The organism is Kineococcus gurbantunggutensis, from assembly GCF_050871925.1.
Taxonomy (GTDB): Bacteria; Actinomycetota; Actinomycetes; order Actinomycetales; family Kineococcaceae; genus Kineococcus.
In genome coordinates this window covers 1-21,595 of record NZ_JBJLSG010000023.1, presented here as the reverse complement: position 1 = coordinate 21,595, position 21,595 = coordinate 1, and the positions used below count along the sequence as shown (strand labels likewise).

General features: G+C 74.2%; 18 protein-coding genes. 10 read left to right on the top strand and 8 right to left on the bottom strand.

Annotation, left to right across the window (positions count from 1 at the left end):
* Positions 1-15: 15 nt before the first annotated feature.
* The 6 genes from ACRYR7_RS06520 to rhaI are packed head-to-tail and all read right to left on the bottom strand — an operon-like array spanning position 16 to position 7,713.
* Complete coding sequence (locus ACRYR7_RS06520; protein ID WP_432571260.1) at positions 16-669, bottom strand: LutC/YkgG family protein; 654 nt, start codon at positions 667-669, stop codon at positions 16-18.
* Positions 666-2,189 carry a LutB/LldF family L-lactate oxidation iron-sulfur protein gene (locus ACRYR7_RS06515; RefSeq protein ID WP_432571295.1) on the bottom strand — a complete coding sequence of 508 codons (1,524 nt, stop codon included), beginning with the start codon at positions 2,187-2,189 and terminating at the stop codon, positions 666-668. The genes ACRYR7_RS06520 and ACRYR7_RS06515 overlap by 4 nt, the downstream gene beginning before the upstream one ends.
* 17 nt (positions 2,190-2,206) lie before the next feature.
* On the bottom strand, positions 2,207-3,019 hold the full coding sequence (locus tag ACRYR7_RS06510; RefSeq protein ID WP_432571259.1) for a (Fe-S)-binding protein: 813 nt from the start codon (positions 3,017-3,019) through the stop codon (positions 2,207-2,209).
* Positions 3,016-4,464: a rhamnulokinase gene (locus ACRYR7_RS06505; RefSeq protein WP_432571258.1), complete on the bottom strand. Its 1,449-nt coding sequence runs from the start codon at positions 4,462-4,464 to the stop codon at positions 3,016-3,018. Before ACRYR7_RS06505 ends, ACRYR7_RS06510 begins: the two co-directional genes overlap by 4 nt.
* Positions 4,465-4,474: 10 nt before the next feature.
* Complete coding sequence (locus ACRYR7_RS06500; RefSeq protein WP_432571257.1) at positions 4,475-6,541, bottom strand: bifunctional aldolase/short-chain dehydrogenase; 2,067 nt, start codon at positions 6,539-6,541, stop codon at positions 4,475-4,477.
* A 5-nt stretch (positions 6,542-6,546) separates the two neighbouring features.
* Positions 6,547-7,713, bottom strand: a complete 1,167-nt coding sequence (gene rhaI, locus ACRYR7_RS06495; RefSeq protein ID WP_432571256.1) for an L-rhamnose isomerase — start codon at positions 7,711-7,713, stop codon at positions 6,547-6,549.
* Positions 7,714-7,953: 240 nt separating this feature from the next.
* On the opposite strand from rhaI, the gene ACRYR7_RS06490 reads away from it, so the two are divergent.
* The 4 genes from ACRYR7_RS06490 (at position 7,954) to ACRYR7_RS06475 (ending at position 12,161) form a co-directional block, all read left to right on the top strand.
* On the top strand, positions 7,954-9,213 hold the full coding sequence (locus tag ACRYR7_RS06490; RefSeq protein WP_432571294.1) for an MFS transporter: 1,260 nt from the start codon (positions 7,954-7,956) through the stop codon (positions 9,211-9,213).
* Between the two features lie 57 nt (positions 9,214-9,270).
* The gene (locus tag ACRYR7_RS06485; RefSeq protein ID WP_432571255.1) at positions 9,271-10,266 is read left to right on the top strand and encodes a LacI family DNA-binding transcriptional regulator; all 996 of its coding nucleotides are present in this window, start codon (positions 9,271-9,273) and stop codon (positions 10,264-10,266) included.
* Between the two features lie 143 nt (positions 10,267-10,409).
* Positions 10,410-11,123 carry an alpha/beta fold hydrolase gene (locus ACRYR7_RS06480; protein ID WP_432571254.1) on the top strand — a complete coding sequence of 238 codons (714 nt, stop codon included), beginning with the start codon at positions 10,410-10,412 and terminating at the stop codon, positions 11,121-11,123.
* Between the two features lie 216 nt (positions 11,124-11,339).
* Positions 11,340-12,161, top strand: coding sequence for a peptidase (locus tag ACRYR7_RS06475; protein ID WP_432571253.1), 822 nt, complete (start codon positions 11,340-11,342; stop codon positions 12,159-12,161).
* Positions 12,162-12,282: 121 nt separating this feature from the next.
* Here ACRYR7_RS06475 and ACRYR7_RS06470 read toward each other — a convergent pair whose 3' ends face one another.
* Complete coding sequence (locus tag ACRYR7_RS06470; RefSeq protein WP_432571252.1) at positions 12,283-13,296, bottom strand: LacI family DNA-binding transcriptional regulator; 1,014 nt, start codon at positions 13,294-13,296, stop codon at positions 12,283-12,285.
* A 135-nt stretch (positions 13,297-13,431) separates the two neighbouring features.
* Here ACRYR7_RS06470 and ACRYR7_RS06465 point away from each other — a divergent pair, with 135 nt between their 5' ends.
* On the top strand, positions 13,432-15,834 hold the full coding sequence (locus ACRYR7_RS06465) for a beta-xylosidase/alpha-l-arabinosidase (protein ID WP_432571293.1): 2,403 nt from the start codon (positions 13,432-13,434) through the stop codon (positions 15,832-15,834).
* Between the two features lie 40 nt (positions 15,835-15,874).
* Here the strand turns inward: ACRYR7_RS06465 and ACRYR7_RS06460 are convergent, their stop codons facing one another.
* Positions 15,875-16,516: a trimeric intracellular cation channel family protein gene (locus ACRYR7_RS06460; RefSeq protein ID WP_432571251.1), complete on the bottom strand. Its 642-nt coding sequence runs from the start codon at positions 16,514-16,516 to the stop codon at positions 15,875-15,877.
* 131 nt (positions 16,517-16,647) lie between these two features.
* Between ACRYR7_RS06460 and ACRYR7_RS06455 the strand changes: the two genes are divergently transcribed.
* From ACRYR7_RS06455 to nrdF, 5 genes are all read left to right on the top strand, one after another.
* Positions 16,648-17,424 (top strand): carbon-nitrogen hydrolase family protein, encoded by a 777-nt coding sequence (locus tag ACRYR7_RS06455; protein ID WP_432571250.1) that lies wholly within the window; start codon positions 16,648-16,650, stop codon positions 17,422-17,424.
* A gap of 294 nt (positions 17,425-17,718) precedes the next feature.
* On the top strand, positions 17,719-17,964 hold the full coding sequence (nrdH, locus tag ACRYR7_RS06450) for a glutaredoxin-like protein NrdH (RefSeq protein WP_432571249.1): 246 nt from the start codon (positions 17,719-17,721) through the stop codon (positions 17,962-17,964).
* Between the two features lie 9 nt (positions 17,965-17,973).
* Positions 17,974-18,366, top strand: a complete 393-nt coding sequence (gene nrdI, locus ACRYR7_RS06445) for a class Ib ribonucleoside-diphosphate reductase assembly flavoprotein NrdI (protein ID WP_432571248.1) — start codon at positions 17,974-17,976, stop codon at positions 18,364-18,366.
* A 35-nt stretch (positions 18,367-18,401) separates the two neighbouring features.
* Positions 18,402-20,531 carry a class 1b ribonucleoside-diphosphate reductase subunit alpha gene (nrdE, locus tag ACRYR7_RS06440; RefSeq protein WP_432571292.1) on the top strand — a complete coding sequence of 710 codons (2,130 nt, stop codon included), beginning with the start codon at positions 18,402-18,404 and terminating at the stop codon, positions 20,529-20,531.
* A gap of 50 nt (positions 20,532-20,581) precedes the next feature.
* On the top strand, positions 20,582-21,553 hold the full coding sequence (gene nrdF / locus ACRYR7_RS06435) for a class 1b ribonucleoside-diphosphate reductase subunit beta (RefSeq protein ID WP_432571247.1): 972 nt from the start codon (positions 20,582-20,584) through the stop codon (positions 21,551-21,553).
* Positions 21,554-21,595 lie beyond the last annotated feature (42 nt).

The window sequence follows — 21,595 nt, the reverse complement described above, 5'->3', positions numbered from 1 at the left end:
GCGGTGCTGCGCCGTTCAGCCCAGGACCACCACGTCCAGCCGGCGCGGGCCGTGCACGCCCTCGACGCGGTCCAGCTCGATGTCGCTGGTGGCGCTGGGCCCGGAGATGAACGTCAGCGGCACCGAGGGGTCCAGGCGCGCCAGCGCCTCGGGGACCGTCTCGACGACGTCGGCGGCGCGCACCACGCACACGTGGTGGTCGGGCACGAGGGTCAGCGCCCGGCGGCCCTGGCCCTCGCCGCCGCCGGCCAGGACGATCGTGCCGGTGAGCGCGACCGCGACCGTGCTGGCGGTGACGACGGCGTCCAGGCCGTCGAGCTCGGGCACCGTCAGCGGCGCGCCGGGGTGCTCCTCGAGGACCTCCCGATCGCCGGTCCGCGGGCGCCAGGCGGGCGCGAGGTCGGCGGGCACCACGACGCGGCGCGAGCCGGCCTCGTCCAGGCAGCGCGCCACGGCTCCGGCGACCTCGTCGTCGGAGTCGGCGCGCAGCACGCGGGCGCGGTAGTCCTCCACCCGCTCCACGAGCAGGTCGAGCACCCCCGCCGAGCCCGGCGCCAGGGAACCGCTGCGGTGGTACCCGCGCGGCACCGGCGGCACCCCGCCGCGCGGGGCGCCGGCGTCGCGGGCGGCGCGCAGCCGCGCCAGGACCTCCTCGCGCGCGCCGCTCACGAGCGCTCCCCGTCCTGCTCGTCGCGCCCGCCGGTGCGCTTCCACCACTGCCGGGCGGTCTCCGCCGGCGGGGCGGGCACGTCGCGGCTGTCGGTCCAGTGCGACATCGGCCACGGCAGGGAGCTGATGCGCCCGGTGCGCCCGGCGAGCAGCCGCCCCACGGCCAGGCCCTTCTCGGCGGCGGAGAACCGCCCGGGGGAGGACATCGCCAGCGCGGCGGCCCTGAGCGCCAGGTCCTGCGCGGTGGGCCGCGGGTGCGACTCCACCGACGCCGCGCGCTGCTGCACCAGCAGGTTCGGGATGTCGATGCGCACCGGGCAGGCGTCGAAGCAGGCCCCGCACAGCGAGGAGGCGTAGGGCAGGGAGGCGTTGGGGTCGTCGGGGCCGGAGATGCCGGTGAGCATGGGGGAGAGGACCGCGCCGATCGGGCCGGGGTACACCGAGCCGTAGGCGTGCCCGCCGACGCGCTCGTAGACCGGGCACACGTTCAGGCACGCCGAGCAGCGGATGCAGTGCAGCGCGGCGCGGCCGTCCTCGTCGGCCAGCACCGCCGAGCGGCCGTTGTCCAGCAGCACGAGGTGGAACTCCTGCGGGCCGTCGCCGGGGGTGACGCCCGTCCAGGTGGAGGTGTAGGGGTTCATCCGCTCGCCGGTGGAGCTGCGCGGCAGCAGCTGCAGGAACACCTCCAGGTCGCTGAAGGTGGGCACGAGCTTCTCCACGCCCATGAGCGTGATGAGGGTGTCCGGCAGCGTCAGGCACATGCGCCCGTTGCCCTCGGACTCCACGACGGAGAGGGTGCCGGTGTCGGCCACGGCGAAGTTCGCGCCGCTGACGGCGACCTTGGCGGTGAGGAACTTGCGGCGCAGGTGCGCCCGGGCGGCCATCGCCAGCTCGCGCGGGTCGTCGCTCAGCGCCGGGTCCACGTCGGGCATCTCGCGCAGGAAGATCTCGCGGATCTCGCTGCGGTTGCGGTGGATGGCGGGCACGAGGATGTGGCTGGGCGCGTCGTGGCCGAGCTGCACGATGAGCTCGGCGAGGTCGGTCTCCCAGGCGGCGATGCCGGCCTCGGCCAGCGCCTCGTTCAGCCCGGTCTCCTGGGTGGCCATCGACTTGACCTTGACGACCTCGTCGGAACCGGTGGCGCGCACCAGCTCCGCGACGACCGCGTTGGCCTCGGCGGCGTCGCGCGCCCAGTGCACGTGCCCGCCGCGGGCGGTGACGTTCGCCTCCAGCTGCTCCAGCAGCTCCGGCAGCCGGGCCATGACGTCGGCCTTGATCGCCGAGCCGGCCAGGCGCAGCTCCTCCCAGTCGTCGAGCTCGGCGACCACGCCGGCGCGCTTGGCGCGGATGATCCCGGTGGCCTTGCCGAGGTTGCGGCGCAGCTGGGTGTCGGCCAGCTTCTCCCGCGCGGCCCTCGGGAACGAGGTGCTCCCGCGCAGGTTGCCCTGCCCGGCCACGGAGTGCGTGGGCAGGCCGGTGTCGCGCGAGCCGTCGCGCGCACCGCCCCGCACGGCCGGCATGCCGAGGTCGGTGGTGCTCACCGCTGCGCCTCCACGGGTTCGTCGCGCACGCCGCCGGGGGTGCCGGCCGCGGCGGGGGTCTGGCTCGCCTCGGTGGAGGCGAGGATCTCCGCCAGGTGCACGGTGCGCACCCCGGTGCGCAGCCGGCCCAGCCCGCCGCCGATGTGCATCAGGCACGAGGAGTCCCCGGCGGTGCACACCTCCGCGCGGGTGCCCAGGACGTTGCGCATCTTGTCGGCGAGCATCGCGGTGGACGTCTCGCCGTTCTTCACCGCGAAGGTTCCGCCGAACCCGCAGCACACCTCCGCGTCGGGCAGCTCCACCAGTTCCAGGCCGCGCACGGCCCGCAGCAGCCGCAGCGGCTTGTCCGCCACCCGCAGCATCCGCAGCGAGTGGCAGGTGGGGTGGTAGGTGACGCGGTGCGGGTAGTAGGCGCCGACGTCGGTGACGCCCAGGACGTCCACGAGCAGTTCGGACAGCTCGTACGTGCGCGCCGCCACGGCCTCGGCCCGTTCCGCCAGGACCTCGTCGCCGGCGCGACGGGCCACCACGGCGTGCTGGTGGCGCACGCACCCGGTGCAGGAGCCCGACGGCGCCACCACCGCGTCCCACCCGCCGTCGGCGACGGGCTCGAAGACGTCGACGTGGTGGCGCACCAGCGGCACCGCCTCGCGCAGGTAACCGGTGTTCACGTGCATCTGCCCGCAGCACGTCTGCCCCTCGGGGAACACGACCTCGTGCCCCAGCCGGTGCAGCAGCCTGACGGTGGCCTGCACGGCCTGCGGGAACATCGCGTCCCCCAGGCAGGTGGCCATCACGGCGATCTTCACAGCACTCCCGTCGTCAGGCGCGACCCGCCCGCAGCGTAGGTCGTCGTCGCGTGCGTGTCGCGCACCAGGGCGCGCAGGTCCTCCAGCGAGCCGGACAGGTCGCCGTGGGCGCGCGCCTGCACCAGGACGTTGCCCAGGGCGGTGGCCTCCACCGGCCCGGCCACCACCGGCAGCCCGCACGCGGCGGCCGTCAGCTCGCACAGCAGCGCGTTGCGCGCGCCGCCGCCGACCAGGTGCACGGCGTCCACGTCGTGCCCGGACAGGCGCACCGCGTCGGCCACCGCGGCGGCGAACGCGCGCGCCAGGCTCTCCAGCACGCAGCGCACCACCTGCGCCTTCGCGGCCGGCGGGCGGTGCCCGGCCTCCTCGGCCGCGGCCCGCACGCGCTGCACCATCGGCCCCGGCGGCAGGAACCGCGGGTCGTCGATGTCGACGAGCGGGCCGCCGGGGGGCACGTCGGCGGCGGCGGCCAGCAGCGCGGGCAGGTCCTGCTCGCCCTCGGCGGCGGCCCACTCCGCCAGGCACTGCTGCAGCACCCACAGGCCCATGACGTTGCGTAGGTAGCGGATGCGCCCGTCCACGCCGCGCTCGTTGGTGAAGTTCGCCGCGAACGACTCCGCGGACAGCACGGGCCGCTCCAGCTCCACGCCCACCAGGCCCCAGGTGCCGCAGGCGACGTAGGCGAAGCGCTCGTCGCGGGCGGGCACCGCCACGACCGCCGAGGCGGTGTCGTGCGAGCCGACGGCGACGAGCTGCGCCGGGCCGGGCAGGCCGGTCTCGGCGAGGACCTCCGGGCGCAGGCCCCCCAGCACGGTGCCGGGGTCGTGCACCGGCGGCAGCAGCGCCGGGTCGATCCCGGCCAGCTCCACCAGGTCCGGCGCCCAGCGGCCGGTGCGCACGTCGGCCAGGCCGGTGGTGGAGGCGTTGGTGGCCTCCGCGCCGCGGTGGCCGCTGAGCCAGTACCCCAGCAGGTCCGGCACGAGCAGCAGCTGCCCGGCGCAGCCCAGCAGCGGCTCCTCCGCCTCGGCCACGAGCTGGTAGAGCGTGGTGAACGGCAGGTGCTGCAGGCCGTTGCGCTCGTACAGCCGCTGCGCGGGCACGCGCGCGAACACCCGCTCGGCCACGCCCGCGGTGCGCGGGTCGCGGTAGTGCCGCGGGGTGCCCAGCAGGGCGCCGCCGCGGGTGAGCAGGCCGTAGTCCACCGCCCAGGTGTCCACCCCGACGGTGCGGGCGGCCGCGCCGCCGGGCGTGCGGGCGGCGCGGCCCAGGCCGGTCAGCACCTGGCGCCACAGCCCGACGGCGTCCCAGTGCAGCCGGCCGGCCACCTGCACGCCGCCGTTGGGGAAGCGGTGCACCTCGGCCAGCTCCAGCCGGCCCGGTGCGGCGGTGCCGACCATGACGCGGCCGCTGGAGGCGCCGAGGTCGACGGCGACGTGAGTGCTCACCGGGTGCCCCTCAGCGCAGGAACGCCGCGGCCACGCCGGCGTCCACGGGCACGTGCAGCCCGGTCGTGTGCGACAGCTCCCCGGCGGTCAGCACGAACACGGCGTTGGCGACGTGCTCGGGCAGCACCTCGCGCTTGAGCAGGGTGCGCTGGGCGTAGAACCTCCCCAGCTCCTCCTCGGGGATGCCGTACGTCTTGGCGCGCTGGGCGCCCCAGCCGCCGGCGAAGATCCCCGAGCCGCGCACGACGCCGTCGGGGTTCACGCCGTTGACCTTGATGCCGTGCTCGCCCAGCTCGGCGGCCAGCAGGCGCACCTGGTGGGCCTGGTCGGCCTTGACCGCGGAGTAGGCGATGTTGTTCGGGCCGGCGAACACGGAGTTCTTGGAGGCGATGTAGACGATGTCGCCGCCCAGGCCCTGCGCGATGAGCACGCGCGCGGCGGCCTGCGAGACCAGGAAGGAGCCCTTGGCCATGACGTCGTGCTGCAGGTCCCAGTCCTTCTCCGTCGTCTCCAGGAGCGGCTTGGAGATCGACAGGCCCGCGTTGTTCACCACCAGGTCCAGCCCGCCGAAGGCCAGGACGGCCTGCTCGACCGCGGCGGCCACGGCGGCGGGGTCGGAGACGTCCGCGGCCACGCCCACGGCCACGTCGGCGGCCACCTTCGCGCCGGTGGAGCCGGCGATCTCCTCCGCCGCCGCCTGCGCCTTGGCCAGGTCCAGGTCGGCGACGACGACGCAGGCGCCCTCGGCGGCCAGCCGGGTGGCGATGGCCCGCCCGATGCCCGAGGCCGCGCCGGTCACCAGGGCGATGCGGGTGGCCAGCGGCTTCGGGCGCGGCATGCGCGCCAGCTTGGCCTCCTCCAGCGCCCAGTACTCGATGCGGAACTTCTCGCTCTCCTCGATGGGGGAGTAGCTGGAGACGCCCTCGGCGCCGCGCATCACGTTGACGGCGTTGACGTAGAACTCGCCGGCCACGCGCGCGGTCTGCTTGTCCTTGCCGAAGGAGAACATGCCCACGCCCGGCACCAGGACGATGAGCGGGTCGGCGCCGCGGATCGCGGGGCTCTCCGGCGTGGCGTGCCGGTCGTAGTAGGCCTGGTAGTCCGCGCGGTAGGCCTCGTGCAGCTCGTGCAGGCGCGCGGTGACCTCCTCGACCGTGGCGGTGGCCGGCAGGTCCAGCACGAGCGGCTTGACCTTGGTGCGCAGGAAGTGGTCCGGGCAGGACGTGCCCAGCGCGGCCAGGCGCGGGTGCTGCTCGCGCGAGAGGAAGTCCAGCACCACCTCGGAGTCGGTGAAGTGCCCGACCTGCGGCTTGTCGTGCGAGGCGATCGCGCGGACCACCGGCGCCAGCGCGGCGGCCCGGGCGCGCCGCTCGCCCTCCGGCAGGGCGGCGTAGCCCTCGAGCACCGGGCCGAACGGCTCGGGCACCGAGTTCGCCTCCAGGTACGCGGTGGCGGTCTCGATGATCCAGCGCGAGTTGGCCTCGGCCTCCTGCGACGTGGCGCCCCACGCGGTGATGCCGTGCCCGCCCAGGACCGTGCCGATCGCCCGCGGGTTCGCCTCCTTGATCGCGGCGATGTCCAGGCCGAGCTGGAAACCGGGCCGGCGCCAGGGCACCCACACGACCCGGCCCTCGAAGACCTGCTCGGTGAGCTTCTCGCCGTCGGCGGCGCAGGCGATCGCGATGCCGGCATCGGGGTGCAGGTGGTCCACGTGCGCGGCGTCCACCAGGGCGTGCATGGCGGTGTCGATGGAGGGGGCCGCCCCGCCCCGCCCGTGCAGGCAGTGGTCGAACGCGGCGACCATCTCGTCCTCGCGCTCCACGCCCGGGTAGACCCCGCGCAGCGCGCGCACCCGGTCCAGGCGCAGGACCGCCAGGCCCTTCTCCTCCAGGGTGCCCAGGTCGCCCCCGGAACCCTTGACCCACAGCAGTTCGACGTCCTCGCCGGTCACCGGGTCGGTGCCGGTGCCCTTGGCGGAGGTGTTGCCGCCGGCGTAGTTCGTGAAGCGCGGGTCGGCGCCCAGGGCGTGCGAGCGCGCCAGCAAGTCCGCGACGGCGCCGTTCGTGGTGTTCGTCATCTCGTTCAGGCTCCCCACCCGGCCTGCCGGCCGCCGATGCGCTCGGCGGCGATCCTCTCCGCGTACCCCGACGCCTTGAACGCGGCCACCGGGTCCGCGTCCAGGCCCATCGACTCGCGCAGCTGCGCCAGCAGCGGGCGCACGTCGGTGGAGTAGGCGTCCATGAAGACGTCGTTCGCGCCGAGGACGTCCCCGGCGAGCTGCGCGGCGCGCAGCGCCTCGCGGTCCACCAGCAGCGCCTTGGCGGTGGCCTGCTGCACGTTGGTCACCGAGCGGATCTGCCCGGGGATCTTCTCCTCGATGTTGTGGCACTGGTCGAGCATGAAGTTCACCCCCGAGTCCGGCCGCAGCGCGTCCGAGCGCACGATCTCGTACATGATCCGGAAGAGCTGGAACGGGTCCGCGGCACCGGCCATGAGGTCGTCGTCGGCGTAGAAGCGCGAGTTGAAGTCGAAGGCGCCCAGGCGGCCGACGCGCAGGAGCTGCACGACGATGAACTCGATGTTCGTGCCCGGCGCGTGGTGGCCGGTGTCGAGCACGACCTTCGCCCTCTCGCCCAGCGCCAGGCAGTGCAGCAGCGAGGTGCCCCAGTCCGGCACGTCGGTGGAGTAGAACGCCGGCTCGAAGAACTTGTACTCCAGGACCATGCGGTGGTCCTCGTCGAGCAGCGCGTAGACCTGCTGCAGCGACTCCGCCAGGCGGTCCTGGCGGTCGCGCAGGTCGTCCTGGCCCGGGTAGTTCGTGCCGTCCGGCAGCCAGACCTTCAGCTCCTTCGAGCCGGTGGCGCGCATGACGTCGACGCACTCGGCGTGGTGGGCCACGGCCTTGGCGCGGACGCCCGCGTCGGCGTGGGTGAGAGAGCCGAGCTTGTAGTCGTCGTCCTGGAAGAGGTTGGAGTTGATCGTCCCGATGCTCACGCCGTTGTCGGCGGCGTGGGCGGCGAGCTTGCCGTAGTCGTCGACCCGGTCCCAGGGGATGTGCAGCGAGACGCGCGGGGCGACGCCGGTGAACCGGTGCACCTGGGCGGCGTCGCTGACCTTCTCGAAGGGGTCGCGCGGCGTGCCCGGGCTGCCGAAGACCTTGAACCGGGTGCCGGAGTTGCCGAACGCCCACGAGGGCAGCTCGATCGTCTGGGTGCGCAGGGCGCCGAGGACCGTCTCGGTCGTCGTCATGGGGACCTCACTCCATCGGGGGCAGGAGCACCGTAACCGGTCTTTGACACGTTTCACAAGCACTCGCCGCCGATCTGTCCCCACCCTTGACGGCGGTGGGCCGGTGCTCCTAGCGTGCACAGGATCCGATCTTGAAACGTGTCACTCACCGTGCCGGACCGGCACCCGTCTCGACGAGGAGACCCCGTGACCCCCCGCCCCGGAACCACCACAGGGTTCAAGGCCACCGTCGCGGTGGCCATGTCCAACTACATCGAGGCCGGCTCGATCATCGCGATCGCCGTCAGCCTGAGCGCCTGGCAGGAGCACTTCGGCGTCGACGACTTCGCCGTCGGCCTGCTCGCCGCGCTGTCGGCCAACGCCTTCGGCGCCGCCGTGGGCGCCGCGATCGGCGGGCCGCTGTGCGACAGGCTGGGCCGCAAGTTCATCTACACCTACGACCTGCTGCTCTACATGGTCGGCGTGCTGCTAGCCGCGTTCGCCGTCAGCTACTCCGTGCTGCTCGTCGGCTTCGTCCTCACCGGCATCGCCGTCGGCGCCGGGGTCCCCGCCTCGTGGACGTACATCGCCGAGGAGGCCCCCGCGCACGCCCGGGCCAGGCACGTCGGCACCGCCCAGCTCGCCTGGTCCCTCGGCCCGCTCGTCGGGTTCGCCCTGGCCATCGCCGTCGGCCCGCTGGGCCTGCTGGGCAACCGGCTCGTCTTCCTGCACCTGTTCGTCGTCGCCGCGATCACCTGGTGGGTCCGCCAGGGCCTGCCCGAGTCGGCGATCTGGAAGGACGCCCGGGACGGGGGCGGCTCCCTTCCCGTCTCCGGCGGCCGCGGCCTGCGCGGGCTGTTCTCCCGCCGCGCGAACCTGACCGCACTGCTGTTCCTCTTCGGCGTCTACGCCTTCTGGAACACCGTGGCCGGGCAGGCCGGCATCTTCATGCCGCGCGTCTACGAGGCCGCCGGCGTCACCAGCGGCACCGAGCAGAACGCGCTGCAGGTCCTCGTGTGGGGCTGCACCGTCCTGGCCACCTGGCTGGGTTTCATGCGCTTCGGCGACCGCGTCGACCGCCGCCGGCTGTACGCCCTGGGCGCCGTGCTGGGCATCGGCGCCTGGGTCCTGCTCGTCTTCGCCGACGGCAGCCTGCCCACCCTGCTCGGCTACGCCGTCGTCTGGGGCCTGGCCGCCGGCATCGGCGCCCAGGCGTTCTACAGCGTGTGGACCTCCGAGCTGTTCGCCACCCCGTACCGCGCCAGCGCCCAGGGCGTGCTGTTCTTCGCCGCCCGCTGCGCGGTCGGCGTCCTCAGCTACTGGTTCCCCACGCTGCTGACCCGGCAGGGGGTGCCGTTCGTGGGCACCCTGATGATCGCCCTGCTCGTCGTCTCCCTCGTCGTCGGCGTCGCGTGGGCCCCGCGCACGCAGGGCAGGACGCTGCAGGAGATCGAGGCCGAGCGCTACGGCGAGGTCGTCGACGCGCGGACCGGCTCGACCGCCCCCGCCGGGCGCGGCTGAGCCGGCGCGCCCGACCCGGCGCCCGGCGTGCACCCCGGACTGGCAGGCTTGAGCGTCGTGGCGACCGTCAAGGAGGTGGCCCAGCGGGCCGGGGTCTCGCTGGGCACCGTCAGCAACGTCCTCAACCGCCCCGAGGTCGTCTCCGACGCCCTGCGCTCGCGCGTGGAGCAGGCCATCGCCGACCTCGGGTTCGTGCGCAACGAGTCCGCGCGCCAGCTGCGCGCCGGGGTCAGCCGCACCATCGCCGTCGTCGTCCTCGACGTCGCCAACCCCTTCTTCACCGACCTCGTCACCGGCGCCGAGGAGGTCGCCGAGCGCCACGACGCCCTCGTGGTGCTGTGCAACAGCGGCAACGACCCCGAGCGCGAGGCCCGGCACCTGCTGCGCCTGCAGCAGCAGCGGGTGCTGGGCGTGCTGCTCAGCCCCGTGCGCGAGGAGCCCACCGAGGCGCTGGCGGCGGTGCGCCGGCACGGCACCCCCGTCGTGCTCGTCGACCGCGGCTCGCCCAGCGCCCAGGACGCCTCCGTCGCCGTCGACGACGTCCTGGGCGGGCGGCTGGCCGGCGAGCACCTCCTGGCCCGCGGGCACCGCGGGATCACCTTCGTCGGACCGCCCCCCGGGCTGCGCCAGGTCGACGACCGCCTCGCCGGGCTGCGCTCGGCCGCGGGCGCCGACGGGGCCGTGCGCGTCCTGCCCACCAGCGGCCTGACGGTGCGGGCCGGCTCCCAGGCCGCCGCCGCGCTGTTCGCCGGCGACCGCCCGCCCACCGCGGTGTTCTGCGCCAACGACCTGCTCGCCCTCGGCGTGCTCAACGAGTGCGTGCGCCGCGGGGTGCGCGTGCCGCAGGACCTGGCCATCGTCGGCTACGACGACATCGGCTTCGCCGCCAGCGCCGCGGTGCCGCTGACCTCGGTGCGCCAGCCGCGCGAGGTGCTCGGGCGCACCGGCGTGGAACTGCTGCTGGCGCAGGTGGAGGGCCGCCCCGCGCGCCAGCTCGTGTTCGACCCCGAGCTCGTGGTGCGCCGCTCCACCGAGGGGCGCCCCGGGCGCTGAGCCCTGCGGCGCGGCGGCGACGGCAGGGGCGACGGTAGGGGCGGGCGGCGGGGGCGGACCAGACCCCGCCAGGGCCAGGACGGCGCACCGCGCGGCGCCGTAGCGTCCGCCGCGTCCGAGACCCCGCGACCCGGAGGTGCACCGTGACCGTCCCCACCGTCGTCCTCGTCCACGGCGCGTTCGCCGACGCCTCCAGCTGGGCGCCGGTGACCGCGGAACTGCTCGACCGCGGCCTCACCGTCCTCGTCCCGCCCGTGTACAACCGCAGCCTGTCCGCCGACGCGGCCTCCGTGCGCGCCGTCGCCGAGGCCGTCGACGGCCCCGTCCTGCTCGCCGGCCACTCCTACGGCGGCGCGGTCGTCGGCGTGGCCGGCGAGGCCGCCAACGTCGTCGGGCTGGTGTTCGTCTCCGGGTACGCCCTGCAGGAGGGCGAGAGCCTGGGCGAGCTGCAGGGGCGCTTCCCCGACTCCGACCTGGCCGCGAACCTCGTGTACCAGCGGTTCCCCGTCGCCGGCGGCGAACCCGGCACCGACGTGTCCGTGGCCGTGGACGCGTTCCCCGCGGTGTTCGCCGCCGGCGTGCCCGAGGCCACCGCCAGGGTCCTGGCGGTCTCCCAGCGCCCGCTGGCGGCCGCCGCGTTCGGCGAGCCGGCCGCTGCGGCGGCGTGGCGCACCAAGCCGTCCTGGGGGATCGTCTCCAGCGCCGACCGCACCATCAACCCGGACGTGGAGCGCTTCGGCTACGAGCGCGCCGGGGCGCGCAAGGTCGTCGAGATCGACGCCCCTCACCTGGTGATGCAGACCCACCCGGTGGACGTGGCCGACGTCATCGCCGCGGCCGCGCACGAGACCGCCTGACCCGCCCGCGGACCGGCGCCCGACCGCCACGCCTCCCCGTCGTCGGCGGGGGGCGTGGTGCACCCCGGTGCCGGGCGGGGGGCCTCGGGGGACCGGGAAGGGTCCTGGGCGAACCACGTGCAACACCGCGGGCCGCTGCCGCGTCCTCCCACCGACGGAGACGGCAGCGCACCGGGCGAGGCCGCGACTCCGCACCACCTCGAGAGGTCGAACACCATGCGTGGCAAGCTCACCGCCGCAACCGTCCTGGCCGCCGGCGCGGTCCTCACCGCCGCCGTCCCGGCCCTCGCCGCCGGCACCGGCACCGGCACCGGCACCGGCTCGGGCGCCGCGGGCGTCCCCGCCCAGAGCGTCCTCCGCTTCGCCAAGGGCGCCACCTCCGCCACCGTCAGCGGCCACGTGGCCGCCGGCGAGGACGACCGCTACGTCTTCGACGCCCGCGCCGGGCAGGTCGCCACCTTCCACCTGACCCGCGCGAACTCCGGGCAGACCTGGACGCTGGTGGGCCCCTCCGGCCCGGCCGTGCACGACGCGCACAGCCCCCGCCAGAGCGACTTCACCCACCGCCTGCCCGAGACCGGGCGCTACTACGTCGACATCACCACCACCCGCGCCGGCAGCTACCGGATGCAGGTCTCCATCCCCGCCGCCGGGGGGAGCGCGGGCAGCGGGCACGGCACCGGCAGCGGCTCGGGCACGGGCACGGGCACCCGCCCGGTCGTCGCCGAGGCCACCCGGATCACGTTCCCGCGCGGGCGCACCAGCGCCACCGTGGAGGCCGAGGTCGGGCCGCAGCAGCGCGCCGCGTACACCTTCTCCGCGCGGGCCGGGCAGAGGGCGCGCATCGCGCTGAGCGGCTCCAGGAGCGCGGCGTTCACCCTGGTCGCCCCGGACGGCACCCCGCTGCACACCACCCGCAGCCGCAACCAGTCCGACGTCACGGTGGCGCTGCCGGCCACCGGGCTGTACCGGATCGACGTGCAGGACGACACCCGCGCCGGCACCCGCGAGCTGACGCTGAGCGTGCCGCGCCGCTGACGCGCTCGCCCGGGGGTGCGCTCGCGCGGCGGGGGCCGGTGCGCGCACCCCCGGGCCCTGGGGTCCGGGGCGCGGGCGCCGGGGCGCGACCCCGTCCCGCCCCGCCCGCCCCGCCCGCTCCTCAGCGCGGCGGGGGGGCGGTGCTGGCGCGCACCCGCAGGTCCACCGCGAGGTCCATGCGCCGCACCGCCGGCTCGCGCCCGTCGACGAGGTTGAGCAGCAGCCGCGTGGCGGCCTCGGCCATCTCGTGCAGCGGCTGGTGCACGGTGGTCAGCTCCGGGCCCACCCACTGCGCCGCCGGCAGGTCGTCGTAGCCGACGACGGACAGCTCCTCGGGCACCGCGATCCCCAGCTCGCGGGCCGCGCGGTACACCCCGAACGCCGTGAGGTCGTTGCAGGCGAAGACCGCGGTGGGCCGCCCCGGCCCGCGCAGCAGCTCCAGGGCGACCTCGTGGCCGACCTCGACGGAGAAGTCGCCGGTGCGCACGAGGTCCTCGCGGTAGGGCAGGCCGGCCTCCAGCAGCGCGTCGCGGTGGCCGCTGAGGCGGGCCCGGCTGGAGAAGGTGTCCAGCGGGCCGGTGATGACGGCGACGTCGCGGTGGCCCAGCTCCAGCAGGTGCCGGGTGGCGATGAGCCCGCCGTGGTAGTTCGCCGAGCCCACCGAGGGCACCTGGGGGTCGACCTCGCCGACGGGGTCGACGATGGCGTAGGGGATGCCGCGGGCGACGAGCTGCGTGCGCTGGTCGTCGCCGAGGTCGGAGAACACCATGAGCACGCCGGCGGGGCGGCGGGCCAGGACGCTGGCGAGCCACTCCTGGCGCGGCTGGTGGGTGCCCAGGCACTCGGAGAGCACGACCTCCACGCCGGCGGGGCGGGCGGTGCGCTCCACGCCGCGGATGACCTCCACGGCCCAGGCGTTGCCCAGCTCGTTGAAGACCAGGTCGATCAGGCGCGGCCCGGGCGGGGGCGCGCTGCGGCGCCGGTGCCGGTAGCCGTGCTCGGAGACGACCCGCTCCACCCGGGCGCGGGTGGCCTCGGCGACGTCGTCGCGGCCGTTGAGGACCTTGGACACGGTGGGCACCGAGACCCCCGCCTCGGCCGCCAGCTGGGCCAGGGTGACGCGCTGCGGGGCCATGCCGTTCCTCCTCGTTGACGCGCTCGGCGTGCCTCTCTACCCTCGAACATATCGGCACAGCGCCGAAAGTTTCGACTGGAGGCGACGGTGCCTTACGCACACCAGCAGGACCAGCAGGACGTCTCGACCGGGTCCGTGCCCGCGCCCGCCGGGCCCACCGCCGCGCCGCGGCCCTGGCACGACACCGCGCTGACCCCCGCCGAGCGCGCCGAGGCGCTGCTGGCGGAGATGACGCTGGAGGAGAAGGTCGCCCAGCTGGGCAGCCGCTGGGTCGGCAACAGCCACGGCGGCGGCGAGGGCGCCGTGGCGCCCGCGGAGGTCGCCGGCAACGGCACCGGCACCGGCAACGTCGCACCGATGCAGGACGTCTTCTCCTCCGACGCGGTGGAGTTCGAGCAGGCCAGCCGGCACGGCCTGGGCCACCTGACCCGCGTCTTCGGCAGCCGGCCCGTCAGCGTCGAGGAGGGCCGCGCGGAGGTCGTGCGCCTGCAGCGCTCGATCGTGGAGCGCACCCGCCTGGGGATCCCGGCGATCGTGCACGAGGAGTGCCTGACCGGCTTCACCGCCTTCGGCGCCACCGTGTACCCGGCCGCGCTGGCCTGGGGCGCCACCTTCGACCCCGAGCTCGTCGAGCGCATGTCCGCCGCCATCGGCGCCGACATGCGCGCCGTCGGCGTGCACCAGGGCCTGTCCCCGGTGCTCGACGTGGTGCGCGACTACCGCTGGGGCCGCGTCGAGGAGACGATGGGCGAGGACCCGCACCTGACCTCCGCGCTGGGCGCGGCGTACGTGCGCGGCCTGGAGAGCGCCGACGTGGTGGCCACCCTGAAGCACTTCGCCGGGTACTCCGCCTCGCGCGCCGCCCGCAACCACGGCCCGGTCTCGATGGGCCCGCGCGAGTTCGCCGACGTGGTCCTGCCGCCGTTCGAGGCGGCGCTGCGCCACGGCGGGGCCCGCTCGGTGATGAACTCCTACTCCGACGTGGACGGCTCGCCCGCCGCCTCCGACGAGCACCTGTTCACCGAGCTGCTGCGCGAGCGCTGGGGCTTCGAGGGCACCGTGGTCTCGGACTACTCCGCCATCGCCTTCCTGGCCTCCATGCACCGCACCGCCGCCGACGAGACCGACGCGGGCGTGCAGGCGCTGCGCGCCGGCATCGACGTGGAGCTGCCCGACACCCTGTGCTTCGGCGACCGCCTCGTCGGCGCCGTGCGCGCCGGCGTGGTGGAGGAGTCCTACGTGGACCGCGCGCTGCGCCGGCTTCTGACGCAGAAGGCCGAGCTGGGCCTGCTCGACGCGGACTGGACCCCGGAGGGCTCCGTGGCCGCCGGCGCCGGGCGCGAGCTGGACTCCGCCGCCAACCGCGCCATCGCCCGCGAGCTGGCCGAGCGCAGCGTGGTGCTGCTGGCCAACGACGGCACCCTGCCGCTGGCCCCGGCCACCGCCCGCCGCGTCGCGGTCGTCGGCCCGTGCGCGGACGACCCGAACACCTTCATGGGCTGCTACGCCTTCGCCAACCACGTGCTGCCGCGCTACCCCGAGCTGGGCCTGGGCCTGGAGGTCCCGAGCCTGCTGGAGGCGCTGCGCACCGAGCCCGGCGCGGCCTGGGACGTGGTGCACGAGCGCGGCTGCGACGTGCGCGAGCCGGACACCTCCGGCATCGCCGCGGCCGTGGAGGCCGCGCGCGGCGCCGACGTGGTGCTCGCCGTCGTCGGCGACCGCGCCGGCATGTTCGGCGCCGGCACCTCCGGCGAGGGCTGCGACGCCGAGGACCTGCGCCTGCCCGGCGTGCAGGAGCAGCTCGTCCTGGAGCTCATCGCCACCGGCACCCCCGTCGTGCTCGTGGTGGTCTCCGGGCGCCCCTACGCGCTGGGCGCGCTGACCGGCGCGGCCGCGGTCGTGCAGGCGTTCATGCCCGGCGAGGAGGGCGGCGCGGCGGTCGCCGGCGTGCTCTCCGGCCGGGTGAACCCCGGCGGCAAGCTGCCCGTGCAGGTGCCGGTCTCGCACGGCGGCCAGCCGGGCACGTACCTGCAGCCGCCGCTGGGCGCGGACAGCCAGGGCATCAGCAACCTGGACCCCACCCCGCTGTTCGGGTTCGGGCACGGCCTGTCGTACACGACCTTCGCCGTGGAGGACCTGGAGCTGTCGGCGCAGCAGGTGCCCACCGACGGCGTCCTGGACGTGTCCGTGACGGTGCGCAACACCGGCGAGCGGGCCGGCGACGAGGTCGTGCAGGTGTACCTGCACGACGTGCTGGCGCAGGTGACGCGCCCGGTGCGCGAGCTGACCGGTTTCGCCCGCGTGCACCTGGAGCCCGGGCAGGCGGTGCGCGTGACGTTCGAGGTGCACGCCGACCGCACGAGCTTCACCGGCCGCCGCGGCGAGCGCGTCGTGGAGCCCGGCGAGGTCGAGGTGATGGTGGGCTCCTCGTCCACCGACACCCCGTGCACGGGCTCCTTCACCCTCACCGGGCCGCTGCGCACCGTCGGGTTCGACCGCGTGAGCACCACCCCGGTGCGGGTGGACGCCCTGGGCTGACGGGCGCCCCGGGGCCGGCCGAGGCCGGCCCCGGTCCGTGCTACTCCTCCAGCTCGTCGGGGGTGCGCAGCGCGGCGCGCGGCGCCTGCCAGCCGCGCAGCACGCCCCCGACGCGCAGGGCCGCGCACACCCCGGCCCCGGCCAGCGCCCAGGGCAGCTCCCGCCCGCCGAGCTGGGGGCCCAGCACCGCCACCGCCGCGCCCAGCAGCGCGGGCACCGCGTACAGCCCGCCGGTGAGGATCGTGGGCACCCGCCGCACCAGCACGTCGCGCAGCGTGCCGCCGCCCACGGCGGTCAGCCCGCCCAGCAGCACCGCCTGGCCCGGGTCCACCCCCGCCTCCAGCGCCACCTGCGCGCCGGTGACGCAGAACAGCGACAGCCCGGCGGTGTCGAACAGCAGCAGCGGGCGCGCCATGCGCGTCAGCAGCGCGTGGCCGGCGAAGGCCACCAGGCCGCCGGCCGTGGCGGTGGCCAGGTAGTACCAGGTGCGCAGCGAGGCCGGCGGCAGCGCGCCGAGCAGCACGTCGCGCAGCAGTCCGCCGCCCACGGCGGTGACCACGCCCAGCGTGACCACCCCGAACAGGTCGAGCGTCGTGCGGCGCATCGCCGTCAGGGCCCCGTCGAGGGCGAAGGTGAACACCCCCAGCAGTTCCAGGACCAGCAGCAGGTGCGTCGTGCTCACCGCACGAGTCTGCCCGGTGCCCGGGACCGCCCCGGACCGCCCCGGACCGCACCGCCGCCCGCGCCGGGGGAGGATGCCCCGCAGCGGGCCGGGGCGCCGGTCCGCCCCGACCCCGACCGCCGGGAGGCACCGTGCGCACCGCGCTCGCCCAGATCAGCAGCACCGCCGACCCGCGCGCCAATCTGGAGCTGGCCGCCGCCGAGATCGCCGCGGCCGCCGCCGCCGGCGCGCGCCTGCTGGTGCTGCCCGAGGCGACCATGTGCCGCTTCGGGGTGCCGCTGGCGCCGGTGGCCGAGCCGCGGGACGGCCCGTGGGCCGGCGAGCTGGAGCGCCTGGCCGACGAGGCGGGGATCACCGTCGTGGCGGGCGCCTTCACGCCGGGGGAGGGCGGCCGGGTGCGCAACACCCTGCTGGTGCGCGGGGCGGGCGTGCGCGCCTCCTACGACAAGGTCCACCTGTACGACGCCTTCGGCTTCGCCGAGTCCGACACCGTCGAGCCGGGCCGCGAGCCGGTCGTGGTGGACGTCGACGGCGTGGGGGTGGGCCTGGCCACCTGCTACGACGTGCGCTTCCCGGGGCTGTTCACGGCGCTCGCCGAGCGGGGGGCCTCGGTGGTCGTGGTGGCGGCCTCCTGGGGCGCCGGTCCGGGCAAGGTCGAGCAGTGGGACCTGCTGACGCGCGCCCGCGCGCTGGACAGCACGTGCTTCGTGCTGGCCTGCGGCCAGGCCGACCCCGGCGAGCCCTCGGAGGCGCCCCTGGGGGTGGGGGCCTCGCGCGTGGTGGACCCGCTCGGGGCGGTGGTGGCGCAGCTGGGCCCCGAGCCCGGGCGCCTGGTGGTGGACCTGGACCCGGCGGCGGTGCAGCGGGCGCGCGCGGTGCTGCCGGTGCTGGCGAACCGCCGCCTGTAGGGCGTCCGGGTGACGTCGCCGGAGCGCCGCGCGGCGCGCCGGGGGCGACACGCCGACGACCAGGGGTGACCCAACCGTGACCCTGGGTGGGTTGTCCACACCGCGCGCACACCCTGCGGGAGCAACGGCGCAGGTCACGGGCGTGGCGGCCACCGTCGTCCACCTCGTCCACAGGCTGGGGAAACCACACGGATGTGACACACCATCTTGTGGTGATGTGCGAGTCGGCCCCCTAGGGGTAGTGTCTGAGGCACCCCAGCACGCCGGGCTCACACCCGAGGGAAGGACCACCCGATGAGCATCACCGTCTACAGCACGCCCTCCTGCGTGCAGTGCAAGGCGACCTACCGCGCGCTCGACCGCAAGGGCCTGTCCTACGAGGTCGTCGACGTCACCAGCGACGCGGAGGCCCTCGCGACGGTGCGTGCCCTCGGGCACGTCCAGGCCCCCGTGGTGGTCAGCGGCGACGAGCACTGGTCGGGCTTCCGCCCGGACCGCATCGACGCCCTCGCGGACCGCTTCGCCACCGTCTCCGCCTGAGAGCACGCCGTGCCGCTCGACGTCGTCTACTTCTCGAGCGTCTCGGGCAACACCCACCGCTTCGTCGGGAAGCTGGGCGTGGCGGCGCAGCGCATCCCGCTGCGCCCGCGCGAGGAGCACCTGCGCGTCACCGAGCCCTACGTCCTCATCGTGCCCACCTACGGTGGCGGTGACGGGACGGGCGCGGTGCCCAAGCAGGTGATCCGCTTCCTGAACGACCCGGCCAACCGCGCCCTGATCCGGGGCGTCGTGGGGGCCGGCAACACCAACTTCGGGGCTCACTACGCCGCGGCCGGCGACGTCGTCGCCGCCAAGTGCCGCGTGCCCCTCCTGTACCGCTTCGAGCTCTTCGGCACCCCCGAGGACGTGCGTCGCGTCCGCGACGGATTGGACACCCTGTGACCCTCACCTCCGCTGCCCCCGAGGCCGCCGGCACCGTGCCCGCGCCGGCCCAGGCCTCCCCGGGCTTCCACTCGCTCAACGCGATGCTGAACCTGTGGGACGAGCAGGGGCGCATCCAGTTCGACGCGGACCGCGAGGCGGCCCGGCAGTACTTCCTGCAGCACGTCATCCCCAGCACCCCGGTCTTCGCCAGCTTCGAGGCCCGCCTGGACCACCTCGTCGCCGAGGGGTACTACGAGGCGGCCGTGCTGGACCGCTACCCGCGCGCCTTCGTGCGCGAGCTGACCGACCGCGCCCACGCCGCGAGGTTCCGCTTCGCCACCTTCCTGGGCGCCTTCAAGTTCTTCACCAGCTACGCGCTGAAGAGCTTCGACGGCAAGCAGTACCTCGAGGGCTTCGAGGACCGCGCCGTGATGACCGCCCTCACCCTCGCCGCCGGCGACCAGGCGCTGGCCACGGCGATCGTCGACGAGATCGTCAGCGGCCGCTTCCAGCCGGCCACCCCCACCTTCCTCAACGCCGGCAAGGCCTCGCGCGGCGAGCTGGTCTCCTGCTTCCTGCTGCGCATCGAGGACGACATGGAGTCCATCGGCCGCGGCATCAACTCCGCCCTGCAGCTGTCCAAGCGCGGCGGCGGCGTGGCCCTGCTGCTGAGCAACATCCGCGAGTACGGCGCGCCCATCAAGCGCATCCAGAACCAGTCCTCCGGCGTCATCCCCGTGATGAAGCTGCTGGAGGACTCCTTCTCCTACGCCAACCAGCTCGGCGCGCGCCAGGGCGCCGGCGCGGTGTACCTGTCGGCGCACCACCCCGACATCATGCGGTTCCTGGACACCAAGCGCGAGAACGCGGACGAGAAGATCCGCATCAAGACCCTCAGCCTGGGCGTCGTGGTCCCCGACATCACCTTCGAGCTCGCCAGGAACAACGAGCCGATGCACCTGTTCTCGCCCTACGACGTCGAGCGCGTCTACGGCGTGCCGTTCGGCGACGTGGCGGTGAGCGAGAAGTACCGCGAGATGGTCGCGGACCCGCGCATCAAGAAGACGCAGATCAACGCCCGCGACTTCTTCCAGACCCTCGCCGAGCTGCAGTTCGAGTCGGGCTACCCCTACGTCGTGTTCGAGGACACGGTGAACCGGGCGAACCCGATCGAGGGCCGCATCAACATGTCCAACCTGTGCTCGGAGATCCTGCAGGTCAACACCCCCAGCACGCTGGGCGAGGACCTCGGATACGAGGTCGTCGGCAAGGACATCTCCTGCAACCTCGGCTCGCTGAACATCGCCCTGGCCATGGACGGCGGCGACCTCGGCGCCACGGTGGGCACCGCGGTGCGCGCGCTGACCGCCGTCTCGGTCGCCAGCGACATCCGCTCCGTGCCCTCCATCGCCCACGGGAACTCGCGCTCGCACGCCATCGGCCTGGGGCAGATGAACCTGCACGGCTACCTGGCCCGCGAGCGGATCCACTACGGCAGCGAGGAGGGCATCGACTTCACGAACGTCTACTTCTGCTCGGTGCTCTTCCACGCGCTGCGCGCCTCCAACGAGATCGCGATCGAGACCGGCACGACGTTCGAGGGCTTCGAGCGCTCCGCCTACGCCGACGGCAGCTTCTTCGACAAGTACACCGAGCGCGAGTGGGCCCCGGCCACCGAGCGCGTCGCCGGGCTGTTCGCCAAGGCCGGCATCGCGATCCCCACGCAGGACGACTGGCGCGCGCTGAAGGCCTCCGTCATGGAGCACGGCATCTTCAACCAGAACCTGCAGGCCGTGCCGCCCACCGGTTCCATCAGCTACATCAACAACTCCACCTCCTCGATCCACCCGATCGCCTCGAAGATCGAGATCCGCAAGGAGGGCAAGCTCGGCCGCGTCTACTACCCGGCGCCGTTCATGACGAACGACAACCTGGAGTACTACGAGGACGCGTACGAGATCGGCCCCGAGAAGATCATCGACACCTACGCGGCGGCCACCCAGCACGTCGACCAGGGCCTGTCGCTGACGCTGTTCTTCAAGGACACCGCCACCACCCGCGACGTCAACCGCGCGCAGATCTACGCGTGGCGCAAGGGGATCAAGACGATCTACTACGTGCGCATCCGCCAGATGGCGCTGGAGGGCACCGAGGTCGAGGGCTGCGTCAGCTGCATGCTCTGACGGGCGGGACGACGACGGCGCTGGACGGGACGAGGGACGAGGACGAGACGGTGGAGAAGCTCAAGCTCATCGATCGCGTGAACGCGATCAACTGGAACCGCGTGCAGGACGAGAAGGATCTCGAGGTCTGGAACCGCCTCACGAGCAACTTCTGGCTGCCGGAGAAGGTGCCGCTGTCCAACGACGTGCAGTCGTGGGCGCGGCTGTCGGAGGCCGAGAAGCAGCTGACGATGCGGGTGTTCACCGGCCTGACGCTCCTGGACACCATCCAGGGCACGGTGGGCGCGGTCTCGCTCATCCCGGACGCGCTGACCCCGCACGAGGAGGCCGTCTACACGAACATCGCGTTCATGGAGTCGGTCCACGCCCGCAGCTACTCCTCGATCTTCTCCACGCTCGCCTCCACCCAGGCGATCGACGAGGCCTTCACCTGGTCCGAGGAGAACGAGGCGCTGCAGCGCAAGGCATCGATCGTGCTGGAGTACTACCACGGCGACGACCCGCTGAAGCGCAAGGTGGCCTCCACGCTGCTGGAGTCCTTCCTCTTCTACTCCGGGTTCTTCCTGCCGATGCACTTCTCCTCGCGCGCGCAGCTGACGAACACCGCCGACCTGATCCGGCTGATCATCCGCGACGAGGCCGTGCACGGGTACTACATCGGCTACAAGTACCAGCGCGGCCTGGAGCTGGTGGACCAGGCTAAGCGGGACGAGCTGAAGGACTACACCTTCGACCTGCTCTTCGAGCTGTACGACAACGAGTGCAAGTACACTTCGGACCTGTACGACAACGTCGGGCTCACCGAGGACGTCAAGACGTTCCTGCACTACAACGCCAACAAGGCGCTCATGAACCTCGGCTACGAGGGCATGTTCCCCGCCGACACGGCCAGGGTGGACCCCGCCATCCTGTCCGCGCTGTCCCCGAACGCCGACGAGAACCACGACTTCTTCTCCGGCTCGGGGTCCAGCTACGTCATCGGCAAGGCCGTCGCCACCGAGGACGAGGACTGGGAGTTCTGATCTGCGCCGCGGGCCCGTCGTGACCACACCCGACGGGCCCGC

Coding starts and splice junctions, on each gene's coding strand:
- ACRYR7_RS06475 (WP_432571253.1), top strand. CDS start 11,340: ATGCGTGGCAAGCTCACCGCCGCAACCGTCCTGGCCGCCGGCGCGGTC.
- ACRYR7_RS06500 (WP_432571257.1), bottom strand. CDS start 6,541: ATGACGAACACCACGAACGGCGCCGTCGCGGACTTGCTGGCGCGCTCG.
- ACRYR7_RS06490 (WP_432571294.1), top strand. CDS start 7,954: ATGTCCAACTACATCGAGGCCGGCTCGATCATCGCGATCGCCGTCAGC.
- nrdH (WP_432571249.1), top strand. CDS start 17,719: ATGAGCATCACCGTCTACAGCACGCCCTCCTGCGTGCAGTGCAAGGCG.
- ACRYR7_RS06515 (WP_432571295.1), bottom strand. CDS start 2,189: ATGCCGGCCGTGCGGGGCGGTGCGCGCGACGGCTCGCGCGACACCGGC.
- ACRYR7_RS06470 (WP_432571252.1), bottom strand. CDS start 13,296: ATGGCCCCGCAGCGCGTCACCCTGGCCCAGCTGGCGGCCGAGGCGGGG.
- rhaI (WP_432571256.1), bottom strand. CDS start 7,713: ATGACGACGACCGAGACGGTCCTCGGCGCCCTGCGCACCCAGACGATC.